The organism is Burkholderia sp. LMU1-1-1.1, assembly GCF_040675865.1.
Lineage (GTDB): Bacteria > Pseudomonadota > Gammaproteobacteria > Burkholderiales > Burkholderiaceae_D > Rugamonas.
In genome coordinates, this window is record NZ_JBEGHG010000045.1 from 211,525 (window position 1) to 228,225 (window position 16,701).

Consider the following 16,701-nt stretch of genomic DNA (forward strand, 5'->3'; position numbering starts at 1 on the left):
ATCGTGTGGGCAAGTCGATAATGTAAGCGGTCAGCCCGGCACCGCGTTCAGGAAGCCCGTCACGCTCGCCAGGCGGCCATCGCCGGCCACCCGGGCGACATCGGTGCCATGCGCCACCGGCGCGGCGCCCGGCAGGCCCAGGGTCCACGAAAAGCGTACCACGTCGTTGTGGCCGTCCGGCGTACCGTCCAGTTCGAAGCGGTAGCCGGGGAACTGGCCCTGCGCGCCGGCGATCATGGCGTCGATGCCGTCGTGGCCGGCGCCGCGCATCATCGGGTCGACATAGCTGGCGTCGATGCTGAAGGCGCGCGCCACCAGGGCGCGGCGGGCGGCGGCGTCACGTTCGTTCCAGACGGCCAGATAATGGGTGGCGATGTCGGCGGGGGTAGCGGTATGGGTCATGATGATCTCCTTGAGTGGTTGCGTCGAATCGACAGAACCCATTCTCCGGAAATCGGCATGGCGCGGCGATTACCTCCCAGGTAATCAAGTCCGGCGCACGGCCGCCACCACCAGCACCGCGCCGATCACCAGGCTGGCCGCCAGCAAGTAAATGCCACTGGCCGTGCTGTGCGTGGCGTCCTTGATCGCGCCGACCAGATACGGGCTGACGAAGCCGGCCAGATTGCCGACCGAGTTGATCAGCGCGATGCCGGCCGCCGCCGCAGCGCCGCCCAACATGGCCGTAGGCAGACTCCAGAAAATCGGGAAGGTGCTCAGGATGCCGGCCGTCGCCAAGCTCAGCGCCGCCATCGCGATGACGGTGTTGTCGCTGTAGACGGTGGCGACGACCAAGCCCAGCGCGCCGGCCAGCGCGGCCACCGCCGCGTGCCAGCGGCGCTCGCCGCTGCGGTCCGAATGGCGCGCCGCCAGCACCATGACCACCGCCGCGACGAAATACGGGATCGCCGTCAGCAGCCCGATCGTGAAGACGTCGTCGATGCCGCTGTTCTTGACCAGTTGCGGCAGCCAGAAACTGACGCCGTACAAGCCCATCACGAACAGGAAGTACACCAGCGCCAGCAGCCACACCTTGCCGTTGCTGAACATTTGCGCGAGCGGCATATGCTGTTGCTGCTTGCCGTCCTCCGCGATGGCTTGTTCCAGCTTCTGCTTGTCGGCTTCGCTGAGCCACTTGGCCGAGCGGATGCCGTCGTCCAGATAGAACAGCGTCCACACGCCAAGCAGCACCGACGGCACGCCTTCAAGCAGGAACAGCCACTGCCATCCGCTCAAGCCGTGAAGGCCGGCGAAGGTCTTCATGATCCAGCCCGACAACGGACCGCCGACCACGCCGGCCACGGCCACGCCGCTCATGAACAGCGCCACCATGCGCGCGCGGCGGTGCGCCGGATACCAGTAGGTCAGATACAGGATGATGCCGGGGAAGAAGCCCGCTTCCGCCGCTCCAAGCAGAAAGCGCAGCACATAGAAACTGGCGACGCTGTCGACGAACATCATCGCCGACGAGATCACGCCCCAGCTGATCATGATGCGGGCGATCCAGATGCGCGCGCCGGTGCGCGTCATCAGCAAGTTGGACGGCACCTCGAACAGGAAGTAGCCGACGAAGAAGATGCCGGCACCGATGCCGTACACGGTGTCGCTAAAGCGCAGGTCCGACAGCATCTGCAATTTGGCGAAGCCGACGTTGACGCGGTCCAGGTAGGCGGCCACGTAGCACAGGAACAGGAAAGGCATCAGCCGCCAGCTGACGCGGCGATACAAGCTGTCGAGGGGATCGTTACTGCTGTCGTTGCGCCGCATGGGGTCTCTTTCTTATTGGTTCGTCGCGGCCATATCTTGACACCCCCTAAACAGGCTTGCGAGCAATTTTTCTAAATTATTTACAAAACCCCTTGCGGAACCGATAAACCAGCTTGTAGAATACGGCCTCGTTCAGCAGTTGTAGCAGTTAAATGAAACAACGCTGATAAGTTTTCTGGGTGCTTAGCTCAGTTGGTAGAGCGGCGCCCTTACAAGGCGTAGGTCGGGAGTTCGACCCTCTCAGCACCCACCAGAGAAAACGATAAAACGAATTAGGAGTGGTAGTTCAGTTGGTTAGAATACCGGCCTGTCACGCCGGGGGTCGCGGGTTCGAGTCCCGTCCACTCCGCCAACATTCCTTAAGGGCCCGATCTTGATCGGGCCCTTATTCATTTCAGCTTCAGAAATATTGCGTATGCTTGTGCGCGATGACATCCAACCTCCATCCCTATCTGCGCTTCCGCGCCCGCATGACGCGGCAAGCGCTGCTGCGCATCATCCCCAGCCTGTCCAGCTCACTGGAAATCATTCTGCTCGGCTTCGCGCCGGTGGTGATCGGACTGCTCGCCTGCATCGCCTTGCCGGGTTTGTTCGCCGCCACGCTTCCGTGGCCGCAGACGCTCGCGCTGCTGGCCGCGCAAGTGCTGGTGGCCACCGCGCCGGTCTGGCTCATGCGCAAGTATCTGCATCCGGCCGAGGTCACGCTGTGGAGCCGCACCTTGCCGATCAGCCCACGATTGCGATGGAGCGCCGATGCGATGGTCGCCGGCATCATCGTCGGGCCGGTGGCCGTCGCCTTTGTGGTCTCCACCGCGATCTGGTTTTATCAGTGGCCTGACTGGCTGCGGCCTGTCGCGCCGATGGCGCTGGCGCTGACGGCGCTGTCGCTGCTGCTGGCATGGCTGCTGTCGACACTCGTCCTCGCCCAACGCGTGCGCGTGCCGGCGAAGCGAAAGCCCGGCCGCGCCCGGCCAGCGCCGACCAGCTACGCACCGGGGGCGTCGCGCGTCCCGAAGCCGCTATACCAATGGCGTCAACTATTCTGGCTGCCGTTCTGGCGCGCGGACGATGTCGTCGGCATCCAGCAGACCTTGCTGTTGCTGGGCGCCGCGCTCGGTGTCACGGTCTGGATGTGGCATCCGCCGCTGGTGCCTCCCGCGCTGTGGGGCGCCTGTACCGCGCTGACCTTGATGCTGCTGACCGATCGCGGAGACAAGGCCGTGGCAGAGCAGATCGCACGCCTGCGTCCCGTCGCCGCCGCCTGGCCCATCGATGCCGAGCGCCTGTTCCGCGCCGCGATGGCGCTGACGCTACTGCCAGGCCTGTGCGTGCTGGCGTGGTTCGCCGCGCTAACCTTGGGACGCGCGGCCGCCGGCTACAGCACCACCGTCGCCGTCGTCTGGCTGTGCTTTGCCGTCATCGCGCAGATCGCCGTTGTCGCGCTGCGCGGCCTGAGCGCGCGCGGCCGCACCGCGCTGGTGATCGGCGCCATCCTCATCTTGACCGCGATTGGAAGTGAACTATGGAATTGAATCCCGTGCTGCACATCGACCAGCTGAACTTTGAATTCGCCAGCCATCCGCTGTTCCGCCGGTTCTCGCTACGCTTGGGCACGGGCATCACCTGGCTGCGCGGTGAAAACGGCGCCGGCAAGACCACCCTGCTGAAGCTGGCCGGCGGCGCGCTGACGCCGCACGGCGGCACCATCCGCCTCGACGGCATCGAGATCCACGCGCAGCCGCTGGCGTACCGCTTGCAATGCCACTACTGCGGCGGCGACACGCCGCAGCTGCCGTGGCTAACCGTGCGCGAGATACTCGACCTGCACCTGTCGCTGTACCCCGCCACCGACGCCGCGCTGCTCAATGCCGAGCTGAACGCCTTCCACCTGCTGCCGACACTGGACCAGCCGGTGACGACGGTGTCGCTGGGCCAGCACAAGAAGATGCAGCTGGCGTTGGCGCTGGCGCTGCCGGTGCGCCTGCTGCTGATCGACGAGCCGTTCAACGGCCTCGATGTCGACGCCGTCGCTTACCTGCGCGCGCAGCTTGCTGCGCCGGAGCGGCTGGCGCGCCAGTGCATCGTGCTGACCAGCCACCTCGATCCCGCGCTGCCGCTGGCGCAGACCGTCCAGTTGTAGCGCTTATAGCGATTAAGCGGCCACCTGCCCCAGCGCCGCGACCAGGCGGTCGATCTGCGCCTCGGAGGTGAAGATCGACGGCGTCACGCGCACGCAGGCGCCGGAGGCGAGGCCGTCGCGCATGACGGTGAATACGCGATGCTCCCGCAACAGACGCCGGGACAAGGCGAGATTATCGGCCACCGAGACGCGCCCTTTCAAACGAAACGACGAAATCGCGCTCGTCAGGCGCGGATCGGCCGACGCCAACACCTCCAAACCGCCCATCCCGCGCGCCGCCTCGACCCAGCGGTTGCGCAGCCGATGCAGCCTGGCCTGCTTGTTGGCGACACCTATGCGCTGATGCAGATCCAGCGCCACCGGCAAGGCCAGATACGCGGCAAAGTTGACGGTACCGGTGTGCACGCGCGTGCGGATATCGTCGCCATCCGCCTCGCCCATGTACGGGTCGATATCGGCCACACGACCGCGCCGGATGTAGACGGCGCCGACGCCGACCGGCGCGCCTATCCACTTGTGCAGATTGATGCCGACGAAATCCGCCTGCAAGTCCGGGATGCGCATGTCGAGCTGGCCGAAGCCGTGCGCCGTGTCGACGATGGCGTCGATGCCGCGCTCGCGCGCCATGCGGCCGATCTCGGCCACCGGCAACACCATGCCGTTGCGGTGGTTGACGTGGGTGAGCAGCATCATGCGCAGTCCCGGATGGCGGTCCATCGCCTGCGCGTAACAATCGATCAGCGACTGGTGGGTGGCCGGCTCCGGCATGGCGATGGACACCACCTCCACGCCGCGCCGCTCCTTGAGCCAGTGCACGGCCTTGATCATGTTGTCGTAGTCGACGTCGGCGCACAGCACCACGTCGCCGGGACGCAGTTTGTTGTAGCCGCCGATCAGCGCCAGCAGCGCCTCGGTGGCGCCACGCGTGAAGACGATCTCGTCGCGCTCGACGCCCAGCGCCTGGGCGGCGCGGGTGCGCGCCACCTCGTACTCGGCCGGAAACTGCACGCGGCCGTAGTAGGCGTTACCGCGATTGACCTCAAGCGTGTGGCGCTCGTACGCCTCGGCCACCGGCAGCGCCATCGAACCCCAGTAGCCGTTGTCGAGCATGGCTACTTCATCGGTGATGTCGTACAGGTCCGCCACCGATTGCCAATAGTCGGCGTCGGCCGCCAGCGACTCCGGCCCCAACAGCGGCCGCACCGGAAATTGCGGCGAAGGGTTGGACGCCAGCGCGCCGGCCGGCGCCATGGACAATATCGCCCCGGCGCGCAGCAAAGCGCGCCGGCTCAAATCAGGCTGGCTCAAAACTTCACCGTGTAGTCGATGTAGAGGTTGCGGCCATCGGTGTCGTACGGCGCGTTGCGCGAGTAGATCAGGCCACGGCTGGCCTGGAACACCGCCTCGTCCGGATACTTGTCGAGGACATTGTCGACGCCGATACGCAGCGAATGGTTCTTCGCGATCTTGTAGCTGGCCGCCAGATCGAGGAAGCGCATCGCGCCGAAGCGCTGGAAGATGTCGCCGGTGGCGTTGCCGGTGCTATCGGTCCAGGCACCGTAGTGGCGCACGCGCGCCAGGGCGCTCCAGGCGCCGAGGTCGTAGGTGGCGCTGACGGTCGCCTTCTGGCGCGGCAGCCGCTCCTCGAACACGGTGCGCTGGCTGGCGTTGGTGGCGACGCTGGAGCGGCCGCTGTCGACCTTGGTGCTGTTGTAGTTGAACGCGGCGGTGAAATTGAGCTTGCCGTCGCCGACGCGGCTCAGGTAGTTGCCGACCACATCGACGCCGCGCGTGGTGGTGTCGAAGTCGTTGGTGAAGTAGCTGACCGAGGTGTAGCGCAGCGGATTGGCGACGCCGGCCGGCACGGCGAACGAGGCCGACGTGCTGAAACGATCGCGCAACTTGATGTCGTACAGGTCCACCGAACCGGACAGGCCCAGCGCCGTCTTCCAGGTGAAGCCCAGCGACAGGTTCTTCGACTTTTCCGGCTGCAGCGGCTTGGCGCCCAGCGCGACGGCCAACGGGTCGCTGTTCGACAGGCGGCCGGTGGTAAACACCAGCAAGGTCTTGGTGTCGAGCCCCTGGCTGGTGCTGTTGGTGTTGAGCTGGCCCGGCGTCGGCGCGCGGAAGCCGGTCGAATACGAGCCGCGCAGCGCGAAGTCCGGCGACAGCGCCAGGCGCGCCGACAGCTTGCCGTTGAGCGTGTCGCCGAATTCGGAAAAGTCCTCGTAGCGCAACGCCGCGCCGACCGTGATCATCGTGCTCAGCGGCGCCTCGACGTCGAGGTAGGCGGCGTAGCTGTCCTGCCCCCAGCGGCCGGCCTGGCGGTCGCTGAAACCCGGCGCGCCGTTGGAGTTGGCGTCCAGTCCGGCGGACGCGCCCGGCCCCACCGCGTACGACGCGGGGTCGCCGGCCCTGACCTTGTAGGTTTCGTTGCGGTACTCGGCGCCGAAGGCGACGTTGACCGGCTGCGCCAGCGCCGGCAAGCGCCACTCGTAATTGAAGTTGGCGTTGACCAGCTTTTCCTGCTGCGTCAGGCGGCCGAGGTAGAACGACGTCGGGCTGTTCGGTCCGAGCGAGGCGTTGATCGAATTGTGCAGGCCGTAGTCGATGGCGTTGGAGCCATACGAGGCGCTGACATCCCACGCCAAGGCCTCGCCGAGGCGGCCGCGCACGCCGGCCAGCACTTGCAGATCATCCTGCTCGTTGGTGTACTGCGGGCTGAAGCCGAGCGGATAAATGCTGCGCACATCCCAGCCAGGGAAGATGGCGCCGGTCTTGTAGACGCTGGTGCTGGTGTCGGGATTGCGCCAGTTGAAATCGGACGTGCCTTCGCTGTGGCCGTACAGGCCGTGGCCATACAGCACGGTGTCGCCGGCCAGGCCCAGAGTGGCGTTGAAGCCGGCGCGCTGGCTCTCGAGCTCCGGCTGGCCCCAGCGCTGCACCGGATTGGGCACGGCCAGGGTCGGATGCGCGGCCTGGAAGGCGATCGCGTCCGGACGCTGGCGGGTGCGCGAGGTCGGGTCCGACTTCGCCGCCTCGGCGAACAGCAGCACGCGGCCGTCGTCGCCGAAGGTGAAGCCGTATTTGGCGTTGAGTTCGTTGGACTTGCCGTCGCCCTCGCTATATTGCGCATGGCGCGCGGTCAGCTCGGCGCCGACCGTGTCGTCGAGGATGATGTTGATGACGCCGGCGATCGCGTCCGAGCCGTACTGGGCGGAGGCGCCGTCGCGCAGCACCTCGATGCGCTTGATCGCGCTGGTCGGAATCTGCGCCAGATCGGGCGCCTGGGCGCCGCGCGCGCCGAGCAGGGCGCTGCGATGGAAGCGGCGGCCGTTGACCAGCACCAGCGTCTGGTCGGGCGACAGCCCGCGCAGGGTGGCCGGGCGCACGAACACCTGGCCGTCCGCCATCGGCAAACGCTGCACCACATACGACGGCACCAGTTGCGCCAGCACATCGTTCAGGTCGGATGATTCGACGGCGCCGATTTCCTCGCGGGTGAACACATCGACCGGGGCCAGGGTGTCGAACTGCGTGCGGTTGCTACTGCGGGTACCGGTCACGATCACCGATTGCTGCGCCCCGGCGGCGGCGTCGGCCGAGACGGCCCCCGCACTTTGGGCGTGGGCGCCGGTGAATGCGTTGTAGGCGCACAGTGCGGCGGCGATGGCGATTTGGCTGCGTTTGATATTCATTGGCTCAATCTGGTTAAGAAAAAAATAACGTCAACTTCTATTAATTTCATTCAAGTGAGATTAACTTCGTCGAAGCGGGCGGGCATGAGCTTACAAAACCAGTGTGTCAGGGGCATGACCAGATTCATGCCTGAAACTTACGAGATGTGTTTAATTTGCAAAAATTTCCACAACGGAAGGATCTAACGGGGCAAAACAGGCGACAATGTCTGCTAATGCGCAGCGATAACGCGCGATTGCAGTTGTTACCCTCTTTGGAGTTTTTCTCGATGTTCGGCTTTTTCAGGTCCCCCACGTTATCGCCGCGCTTGTTGCGGCTGAAGGATTCGGCGCTGTTCGCCTCGCTGACACCGCTCGAACTGAAAATCGTCGACGGCCTGATGCATGAGCGCCGCTACCTCGCCGACGAAATCATCTTCGACGAGGGCGAGGAGGGCCAGGCGCTGTACGTGGTGATGTCGGGCCGGGTGCTGGTCAGCCGCGAGGTTGGCGCCGGACGCGAAGTGGTGGCCGAACTGTCGGCCGGCTCCTTCTTCGGCGACATGGCGCTGCTGGACGACTCGCCGCGCAACGCCCAGACGCGCGCGCTGGAAAACTGCGAGCTGGCCGTGTTCTTCCGCGCCGACTTCATGGGACTGATGGAAACCGACGCCGTCATCGGCTACAAGATCGCGCTGGCCTTGGCGCGCCATATCGGCACCCGCCTGCGCGAATGGATGGGCACCACGCCGCACTTCGAGGCGCTATGACCTTCATGCCTACCCAACAACGGGCCGGACCGGTGGTCTGGAGCGGCATCATTGCCGCCACCTGCGCGCTGCTGTTCCTGTTGCAGCAGATGCTGTTCCTGGCCATCCCCTTCCTGTTCGGCATCGTGCTGTACTACATCATGCAACCGCCGATGCAGCGCCTGATCCGCGCGGGCGTGAGCGTGAACGCCGCCATCTTGACGGTCGGTTCGGCGTTCCTGCTGGTATTGCTAATCATCATCGTCATCGCCATGCAATGGGACTCCGGTTCCTCGGATCCGTGGCAGGACATGCTGGGGAGATACATCAATGGCGGGCTGGAATTCGTGCGCCATACCATGCTGTCGCTGGAGCGCGAGTTCCCCATCCTCAAGCAGGTCAAGCTGGCGCGCACCGTCAACAGCCGGGTCAACTCCTTCACCGGCACCTTCGTGCAAAAGCACCTGACCGAGATCCTGGTCTCGGTGGCGGCGTGGCTGCCGTCGCTGCTGCTGGCGCCGTTTTTGACCTTCTTCTTCCTGCGCGACGGCCTGCGCTTCAAAAAATTCCTGGCGCGCGCGGTGCCGAACGCCTTCTTCGAAAAGACGCTGTGCCTGTTGCACGAAGTCGACCAGACCGCGCACCGCTACTTCCAGGGCCTGGTCAAGCTGACCCTGCTCGACACGGCGGTGCTGGCGCTGGGCCTGTGGGCGATCGGCGTCTCCTCGCCGCTGGTGCTGGGGCTGATCGCGGCGGTGCTGGCGTGGGTGCCGTATGTCGGCTCCATCCTCGGCTGCGTGCTGGTGGTGATGGTCGCCTCGACCGACGCGCCCGGCGATCCCTCGGTGGCCTACCTGGCCATCGGCGTATTCATCCTGGTGCGCTTGCTGGACGACTTCGTCTTCATGCCGCTGACCTTGGGGCGCAGCCTGCACATCCACCCGCTGATCACGGTGCTGATGATCTTCATCGGCGGCTACGTGGCCGGCGTGGCCGGGCTGATGCTCGTGCTGCCGCTGCTCGGCGTGGTCATGGTCGTCGGCGAAACGCTGGGCCGCCTGGTCACCGATGCGCGCCTGCGCGCGCGCCACCGCAACGCCATCCACCTGCGCGACAAGCAAGCCAGCATCGACCTCGTCACGTAAAACCCCGCTGGGGGTCAAGTCTGTCATTCGGACACGATCACAGCCGTGGTACCAGATGGTTACTGATCAGGACGTGTCCGAATGACAGACTTGACCCCCGCCGTAGGCGCCAATCGGCGCCTGCCATGTCCCGCGACCGCTGATTTCCATTGACTTTTGAATGAGAATCGTTATCATTCCTGTTTCCACGCGGAATACCGGTAATTACAATCCTTTCCGCCACCCCACGTTTCGCAAAAACTGACAACAGGAATCAATGAATACGCACGCCCGCGCCCACCAGCGTCTCAAACTGAACCAACTCGCCCTCTGCGTGGGACTGGCGATGCCTTTCATCGCCCAGGCACAGATCGCGGACCAGAATACCGCCGTGCTGCCGCAGGTCGAAGTCACCGCCGATAAGATGGGCGACACCACTGAAGGCACCGGCTCGTACACCACCGGCCGCGCCCGCACCGCCTTGCCACTGAGCATGTCGCTGCGCGATACGCCGCAGTCGATCTCCGTGGTCACCCAGCAGCGCATCGAGGACCAGGGGCTGGTGTCGATCACCGACGTCATCAACAACGTCACCGGCGTCTCGGTCAACCAATACGAAACCAACCGCGCCGGCTTCACCGCGCGCGGCTTCGACATCACCAACCTGCAAATCGACGGCATCCCGACCACCTGGGAGCAGCCGTGGAGCTCGGGCGAAGTGGCCGGCAGCCTGGCCATCTACGACCGCGTGGAGGTGGTGCGCGGCGCCACCGGCCTGATGACCGGCGCCGGCAACCCGTCGGCCGCGATCAACTTGGTGCGTAAGCGCGCCACCAGCAAGGAGCTGACCGGCTCGGCCGAAATCGGCTTCGGTCGCTTCAGCGAGCGCCGCGCGCTGGTCGACGTGTCGACCCCGCTGACCCAGGCCGGCAACGTGCGCGCGCGCGTGGTCGGCGAGTACCAGGAGGGGGACAGCTGGATCGATTACGCCAGCGACAAGAAGAAGACCGTCTACGCCACCGTCGAGGCCGACCTGACGCCGCGCACCTTGCTGTCGGCCGGCTTCAGCCGCCAGGAGACCGATCCGAAGGGGCCGATGTGGGGCGGCCTGCCGTTCTGGTACACCGACGGCACCCGCACTAACTGGCCGGTGTCGAAGACGTCGGCCGCCGACTGGGCCGACTGGCAGACCTCCTACAACAACGGCTTCGCCAACCTCGAACACACCTTCGACAACGGCTGGAAGGTGCGCGCCACCTACAGCCACGGCGACCGCAGGAGCGACTCCCACCTGCTGTACCTGTCGGGCGTGCCCGACCGCGTGACCGGCCTCGGCATGTTCGCCTTCGCCGGCTCCTACGTCACCCACACCAAGCAGGACGATGCCGGCCTGCACGCCAGCGGCCCGTTCGAGCTGGGCGGGCGCAAGCACGAGGCGGCCTTCGGCTACATGCACTCGAAGCAGAAGTTCAACGCCAACAGCCGCGCCGCCGATTTCGGTACGCAGCCGTCGGACGTGGGCAACTTCAACAACTGGAACGCGGCGGCCTACCCGAACCCGAGCTGGGGTCCGGAAACCTTCTACGAGGGCGGCGTCACCAAGCAGGAGGGCTTGTACGGCGTGGCGCGCTTCTCGCTGGCCGATCCGCTCAAGCTGATCCTCGGCGCGCGCGTGACCAACTACCAGAAGGACGTCACGCTCAGCTACGCCGCACCGTACACGATGAAGTACGACAAGGAAGTGACGCCGTATGCCGGCCTGGTCTACGACCTCAACGACACCTATTCGGCCTACGCCAGCTACACCGACATCTTCCAGCCGCAAAGCGAGAAGAACTTCGACGGCGGCACGCTCGATCCGATCGTGGGCAAGAGCTACGAAGCCGGCATCAAGGGCGAGCACTTCGGCGGCCGCCTGAACACCTCGCTGGCCGTGTTCCGCATCAAACAGGACAACCTGGCGCAGGAAGTCGACACGGTAACCCGACCGGGACAAAGCGCTCCGGAGGCCTACTACCGCGGCGCCGAAGGCGCCACCAGCACCGGCTTCGAGCTGGAAGCGTCGGGCGAACTGGCGCGCGGCTGGAACGCCACCGTCGGCTACACGCAATTCAAGGCGGAGGAGGCCACCGGCGCCGCCGTCAACAGCATCTATCCGCGCAAGTTGTTCCGCGTGTACACCACCTACAAACTGCCGGGCCAACTGAGCGGCTTGACGGTCGGCGGCGGCGTCAACTGGGAAGGCCGCACCTACACGGTCGACCCGTCGGCGCCGGCCAGCACCAACGGCTTGATCGAGCAGGATTCGTTCAGTCTGGTCAACCTGATGGCGCGCTATGACATCACCAAGCAGCTGTCGGCGCAATTCAACCTCAACAACGCACTCGACAAGAAACACTTCGGCATGTTCGCCGCGTACGGCGCCATCACCTACGCCGCGCCGCGCACGGCTTCGGTGACCTTGCGCTACCGCTTCTGATCGACACGGACCGCGCCCACGCTGGCGCGGTCCTTTTTTGCTCTCTAATTGTTGGAGGTTAAATTGCGCGCCTTCTGGACTTTGGTTCATCGCTACGCCGGCCTGCTCATGGCTGGCTTTTTGTTTATCAGCGGCGTCACCGGCGCCATCATTTCATGGGACCACGAGCTCGACGACGTGCTCAATCCGCATTTGATGGAAGCCCACACGCAGGGCCCGGCGCAAGCGTCGCTGGCGTTGGCGCGGCAGGTCGAGGCGCGCTACCCTGACGTGCGCGTGTCCTACATTCCGCTGCACGCGGAAAAGGGCGAATCGATCGCGCTCGGCATCAGCCCCCGGGTCGATCCCGCCACGAAGAAACTGGCCGAGCCGGGCTTCAACCAGGTCTTTGTCGATCCCGTCAGCGGCGCCGAACTGGGCAAACGCGAATGGGGTGCGGTCTGGCCGATCACCAAGGAAACCTTCGTCTCCTTCCTGTACCGTCTGCATTACACCTTGCACATTCCCGAAATGTGGGGCATCGACCGCTGGGGCATCTGGCTGCTGGGCGGCATCGCCATCATCTGGACCTTGGACTGCTTCGTCGGCTTCTACCTGACGTTGCCGGTGCGCCGGCGTAACGGCAGCGCGGCGCGCGCCGTCGCCAGCGACGACATCGCCGGCGACAAGCCGGTACCGGCCGGCAAATCGTGGTGGCAGCGCTGGCAGCCGGCCTGGAAGGTGCGCTGGAACGGCGGCAGCAACAAGCTCAACTTCGACCTGCACCGCGCCTTCAGCCTGTGGACCTGGGCGCTGCTGTTCATCCTGGCCTTCACCGCGTTCTCGCTCAACCTGTACAACGAAGTGTTCGCGCCGGTGATGAAGACGTTCTCGCAGGTCACGCCGACGCCGTTCGACACCCGCCCGATGGCCGACAAGCACCATCCGATCGAGCCGCGGCTGGGCTACGCCGAGGTGATCGAGCGCGCCAGCAACGAAGCGATCAACCGCAAGTGGGCCGAGCCGGCCGGCAGCGTGTTCTATTCGCAGGAGTTCGGCATCTACGGCGTCAGCTTCTTCACCCCTGGCAACGACCACGGCACCGGCGGCGTCGGCACGGCCGCGCTGTACTACGACGGCGCGGATGGCCGCCTGCTGGGCGACCGACAGCCATGGAAAGGCACGGCCGCCGACATTTTCGTGCAGGCGCAATTCCCGCTGCATTCGGGCCGCATCCTCGGCCTGCCTGGGCGCATCCTGATCTCGTTCATGGGCGTGGTCGTCGCCATGCTCAGCGTAACCGGCGTGATCATCTGGTGGCGCAAGCGCGCCTCGCGCGTGACGGTGGCACAAAAACGCCAGCGCGGCGTCCTGGTTGCCGAGTAAACCCCACCCCGCATGCCTTTGCCTGAACGCTAGCCGTTCCGCTTAGGGGTCGTACCCCGCATGGGGTACGACCCCGCCTGGCGGTGCGGGTTTGTCCACGCGGTACGCGCGAAAAAAAACCGGGAGCCTGCTCCCGGTTTTCATTTGAGGCCGCGGTTGCTTACGCGGTCATCGCGTGCTTCTCGGCGGATTCCTCGACCACTTCCTCGTCGTCCGAACGGATCAGGTGATCGAAGGCCGACAACGCCGCCTTCGCGCCTTCGCCGGTGGCGATGATGATCTGCTTGTACGGCACCGTGGTGACGTCGCCAGCCGCGAACACACCCGGAATCGAGGTCTGGCCACGGGCGTCGACTTCGATCTCGCCGTGGCGCGACAATGCCACGGTGCCCTTGAGCCACTCGGTGTTCGGCACCAGGCCGATCTGCACGAACACGCCTTCCAGCTCGACCTTCTTCGCTTCGCCCGATACGCGGTCGTTGTAGCTCAGGCCGTTGACGATCTTGCCGTCGCCGTGGATCTCGGTGGTCTGCGCCGAGGTGATCACGGTGACGTTGGCCAGGCTGCGCAGCTTGCGTTGCAGGACCGCGTCGGCGCGCAGCTCGGCGCCGAATTCGATCAAGGTCACATGCTTCACCAGGCCGGCCAGGTCGATCGCCGCCTCGACGCCGGAGTTGCCGCCGCCGATGACCGCCACGCGCTTGCCCTTGAACAGCGGACCGTCGCAGTGCGGGCAGTAGGCGACACCGTGGTTGCGGTATTCCTTCTCGCCCGGCACGTTGATCTCGCGCCAGCGGGCACCCGTCGCCAGGATCACCGACTTGGCCTTCAAGGTCGCGCCGCTGGCGGTCTGCACTTCGATCAGCTTGCCCGGCACCAGCTTGGCGGCGCGCTGGGTGTTCATGATGTCGACTTCGTATTCCTTGACGTGCTGCTCCAGCGCCACGGCGAATTTCGGACCGTCGGTTTCCTTGACCGAGATGAAGTTCTCGATCGCCAGCGTGTCGAGCACCTGGCCGCCGAAACGCTCGGCCAGCACGCCGGTCTTGATGCCTTTGCGGGCGGCGTAGACGGCAGCCGCCGCGCCGGCGGGACCGCCGCCGACGATCAGCACGTCGAACACGTCCTTCTTGCTCAGTTCAGCCGCCTGGCGGGCGCCGGCGTTGGTGTCCAGCTTCGCCAAGATCTCCTCGACGTTGGTGCGGCCCTGGGCGAAATGCTCGCCGTTCAGGAACATCATCGGTACCGCCATGATCTGGCGTTCTTCGACTTCTTTCGGGAACACGCCGCCGTCGATGGTGGTGACCTTGATGCGTGGATTAATCACCGACATCGCGTTGAGCGCCTGCACCACTTCCGGGCAATTGTGGCAAGTCAGCGAGATGAAGGTTTCGAAGGCGTAATCGCCGTCGAGGTTGCGGATCTGTTCGATGACGGCGTCGTCGAACTTGATGGTGTGGCCGCCCACTTGCAGCAGCGCCAGCACCAGCGAGGTGAATTCGTGGCCCATCGGGATGCCGGCGAAACGCACGCCGATATCGGTGCCGGGGCGGTTGATGCTGAACGACGGCTTGCGTTCGGCGTCGTCGGTGCGCTTGACCAAGGTGATCTTGTCACTCAACAGGACGATTTCCTGGAGCAATTCTTCCATCTCGCGGGCCTTGGCGCTGTCATCCAGCGATGCGACGATCTCAATCGGTTGCACCACTTTTTCCAGGTAGGTTTTCAACTGGGCTTTGAGATTTGCATCCAACATGATTTTTATTCCTTTTTTACAAATATTTAGGCGTATGCCGGGCCGGACGCCCGGTCCGGCATCGCGGTAACTACTTGTGTGCTGCGTGCTTCAAGCGCTCAGCTTTACAACTTAGATCTTGCCGACCAGGTCCAGCGATGGGGTCAGGGTCGCTGCGCCTTCGGTCCATTTGGCTGGGCAGACTTCGCCTGGGTGCGAAGCGACGTACAGGGCGGCTTTGACTTTGCGCAGCAGTTCCGACGCGTCGCGGCCGATGCCGTTGTCGTGCACTTCCATCACTTTGATCTGGCCTTCTGGATTGATGACGAAGGTACCGCGCAGTGCCAGGCCTTCTTCTTCGATCATGACTTCGAAGTTGCGCGACAGGGTGCCGGTTGGGTCGCCGATCAGCGGGTAGTTCACTTTTTTGATCGCGTCCGAGGTGTCGTGCCATGCTTTGTGCGCGAAGTGGGTGTCGGTCGACACGCCGTAGACTTCCACGCCCAGCTTGGCGAATTCAGGCTGGTGATCGGCCAGGTCTTCCAGTTCGGTTGGGCAGACGAAGGTGAAGTCGGCTGGGTAGAACATCAGAACGGACCACTTGCCCTTCAGGGATTCGTCGCTCACGTCGATGAACTTACCGTTAGCGTATGCGGTTGCCTTGAATGGTTTTACTTGGGTATTGATCAGAGACATTGTGGTTTCCTCGTTGGGGTTGTGAATCATTGAGACGCCAGTGTACGGCTTTTTAGTCCATATGCAAAATTGATTGTTCCAATAGTTTCAATTTGTTTTAACTATGACGCATGCATATGGGATAGCTATTATCGCCGTTCCGGCGAGGCGCCGTGCGCGCCTTACTTTTCGGCATGGCAAGCCCTGCAGGAGATGAACAGAGGGAAGGCCGAACGAAGTGAATCGGCCGTGCAAAAGCCTGGACCGGTGGAAATAGCGAGATTGGGCCGTCCTATATCACGACAGTCTGGCCGTGTGATGGTTTCAGCGTTTCAAGAAATGACCCCAAGAGCGAGCCGAGATCGGCAACGGAGTCGACTTTTCCATGGCGGTCCAACAGGTTCTGCCCAGACTCCGTATCCAGAATCTCAGCGTAGAAATTACCGCTGTCCCAGCAAGTAATACGCCCCATGCGTACTGGCGCGTCGAAATCGATTCTGGCGGCGGTGTTTTCTGACGCTGTGCCCGGTGTGAAATAAGCCTCAACTCCGGCGGGTAGGCCGGGGATGGCTTCCTGTGCCCAATAGTGAAAAGTATTCAACATTTGAGTACCTCCGTTAAAGCGTTTTGCTGGCCAAGTGCCGGAGATTAATGGCAGGTGGCATTTTCGGAAGCGGCCGACCGTTGCGAGCGGCAACCCGACCTTCAAGCGACTGCGGGCCTATGATCTTCGCCCAGCCGGAACCGGTAACCTTCAGACTATCCTCTGGCACCTCGAACTCGACGTACACGTCCCCGGTTCGCGCCTGACGCGCAAAAGAATATAAGTCCGGTGGAAGCAGTACGTGTGTCGCGCCGCTATAGCTTTCCTGCACGATTCCCGAATTCAGCATGGCATCATATTCAAACGCCGACATCCAACGGCCGACGGTTATGAGCTTAATTGTAGTCCCGGTTTTCATCTTCAGGTGAAGTGCTATCGAAATGAGC

The 16,701-nt window shown here is 64.0% G+C and carries 14 protein-coding genes and 2 tRNA genes; 8 read left to right on the forward strand and 8 right to left on the reverse strand.

Annotated features, from left to right (window positions below):
• Window positions 1-30 precede the first annotated feature (30 nt).
• Together MRBLMU1_RS24345 and MRBLMU1_RS24350 are read right to left on the reverse strand one after the other, a co-directional pair.
• Window positions 31-402 carry a nuclear transport factor 2 family protein gene (locus MRBLMU1_RS24345; protein ID WP_363507037.1) on the reverse strand — a complete coding sequence of 124 codons (372 nt, stop codon included), beginning with the start codon at window positions 400-402 and terminating at the stop codon, window positions 31-33.
• Between the two features lie 84 nt (window positions 403-486).
• Window positions 487-1,767 carry an MFS transporter gene (locus tag MRBLMU1_RS24350; protein WP_363507040.1) on the reverse strand — a complete coding sequence of 427 codons (1,281 nt, stop codon included), beginning with the start codon at window positions 1,765-1,767 and terminating at the stop codon, window positions 487-489.
• Between the two features lie 177 nt (window positions 1,768-1,944).
• On the opposite strand from MRBLMU1_RS24350, the gene MRBLMU1_RS24355 reads away from it, so the two are divergent.
• The 4 genes from MRBLMU1_RS24355 to MRBLMU1_RS24370 all read left to right on the forward strand — a co-directional run bounded on the left by MRBLMU1_RS24355 (window position 1,945) and on the right by MRBLMU1_RS24370 (window position 3,907).
• Window positions 1,945-2,020, forward strand: a tRNA-Val gene (locus MRBLMU1_RS24355).
• A 22-nt stretch (window positions 2,021-2,042) separates the two neighbouring features.
• A tRNA-Asp gene (locus MRBLMU1_RS24360) sits at window positions 2,043-2,119 on the forward strand.
• Between the two features lie 76 nt (window positions 2,120-2,195).
• Window positions 2,196-3,299, forward strand: coding sequence for a hypothetical protein (locus MRBLMU1_RS24365; RefSeq protein ID WP_363507043.1), 1,104 nt, complete (start codon window positions 2,196-2,198; stop codon window positions 3,297-3,299).
• The gene (locus MRBLMU1_RS24370; protein ID WP_363507047.1) at window positions 3,290-3,907 is read left to right on the forward strand and encodes an ABC transporter ATP-binding protein; all 618 of its coding nucleotides are present in this window, start codon (window positions 3,290-3,292) and stop codon (window positions 3,905-3,907) included. Before MRBLMU1_RS24365 ends, MRBLMU1_RS24370 begins: the two co-directional genes overlap by 10 nt.
• 12 nt (window positions 3,908-3,919) lie before the next feature.
• On the opposite strand, the gene MRBLMU1_RS24375 is transcribed toward MRBLMU1_RS24370, so the two are convergent.
• Complete coding sequence (locus MRBLMU1_RS24375; protein ID WP_363507050.1) at window positions 3,920-5,215, reverse strand: aminotransferase class V-fold PLP-dependent enzyme; 1,296 nt, start codon at window positions 5,213-5,215, stop codon at window positions 3,920-3,922.
• Window positions 5,212-7,605 (reverse strand): TonB-dependent receptor plug domain-containing protein, encoded by a 2,394-nt coding sequence (locus MRBLMU1_RS24380; RefSeq protein ID WP_363507053.1) that lies wholly within the window; start codon window positions 7,603-7,605, stop codon window positions 5,212-5,214. The genes MRBLMU1_RS24375 and MRBLMU1_RS24380 overlap by 4 nt, the downstream gene beginning before the upstream one ends.
• A gap of 269 nt (window positions 7,606-7,874) precedes the next feature.
• On the opposite strand from MRBLMU1_RS24380, the gene MRBLMU1_RS24385 reads away from it, so the two are divergent.
• The 4 genes from MRBLMU1_RS24385 to MRBLMU1_RS24400 all read left to right on the forward strand — a co-directional run bounded on the left by MRBLMU1_RS24385 (window position 7,875) and on the right by MRBLMU1_RS24400 (window position 13,301).
• Window positions 7,875-8,354, forward strand: a complete 480-nt coding sequence (locus MRBLMU1_RS24385) for a cyclic nucleotide-binding domain-containing protein (protein ID WP_363507056.1) — start codon at window positions 7,875-7,877, stop codon at window positions 8,352-8,354.
• Window positions 8,351-9,478, forward strand: a complete 1,128-nt coding sequence (locus MRBLMU1_RS24390) for an AI-2E family transporter (RefSeq protein ID WP_363507059.1) — start codon at window positions 8,351-8,353, stop codon at window positions 9,476-9,478. The genes MRBLMU1_RS24385 and MRBLMU1_RS24390 overlap by 4 nt, the downstream gene beginning before the upstream one ends.
• Window positions 9,479-9,734: 256 nt before the next feature.
• Window positions 9,735-11,936, forward strand: coding sequence for a ferric-rhodotorulic acid/ferric-coprogen receptor FhuE (fhuE, locus tag MRBLMU1_RS24395; protein ID WP_363507062.1), 2,202 nt, complete (start codon window positions 9,735-9,737; stop codon window positions 11,934-11,936).
• An 81-nt stretch (window positions 11,937-12,017) separates the two neighbouring features.
• Complete coding sequence (locus MRBLMU1_RS24400) at window positions 12,018-13,301, forward strand: PepSY-associated TM helix domain-containing protein (RefSeq protein WP_363507608.1); 1,284 nt, start codon at window positions 12,018-12,020, stop codon at window positions 13,299-13,301.
• Window positions 13,302-13,461: 160 nt separating this feature from the next.
• Here the strand turns inward: MRBLMU1_RS24400 and ahpF are convergent, their stop codons facing one another.
• The 4 genes from ahpF to MRBLMU1_RS32730 form a co-directional block, all read right to left on the reverse strand.
• On the reverse strand, window positions 13,462-15,057 hold the full coding sequence (gene ahpF, locus MRBLMU1_RS24405; protein ID WP_363507065.1) for an alkyl hydroperoxide reductase subunit F: 1,596 nt from the start codon (window positions 15,055-15,057) through the stop codon (window positions 13,462-13,464).
• Between the two features lie 111 nt (window positions 15,058-15,168).
• Window positions 15,169-15,732 (reverse strand): alkyl hydroperoxide reductase subunit C, encoded by a 564-nt coding sequence (ahpC, locus tag MRBLMU1_RS24410; RefSeq protein ID WP_315401473.1) that lies wholly within the window; start codon window positions 15,730-15,732, stop codon window positions 15,169-15,171.
• 271 nt (window positions 15,733-16,003) lie between these two features.
• On the reverse strand, window positions 16,004-16,315 hold the full coding sequence (locus tag MRBLMU1_RS24415) for an immunity protein TriTu family protein (RefSeq protein ID WP_363507068.1): 312 nt from the start codon (window positions 16,313-16,315) through the stop codon (window positions 16,004-16,006).
• A gap of 13 nt (window positions 16,316-16,328) precedes the next feature.
• Entirely contained in the window at window positions 16,329-16,673 is a 345-nt protein-coding gene (locus tag MRBLMU1_RS32730) for a hypothetical protein (RefSeq protein ID WP_422653182.1), read from the reverse strand.
• Window positions 16,674-16,701: the final 28 nt, after the last annotated feature.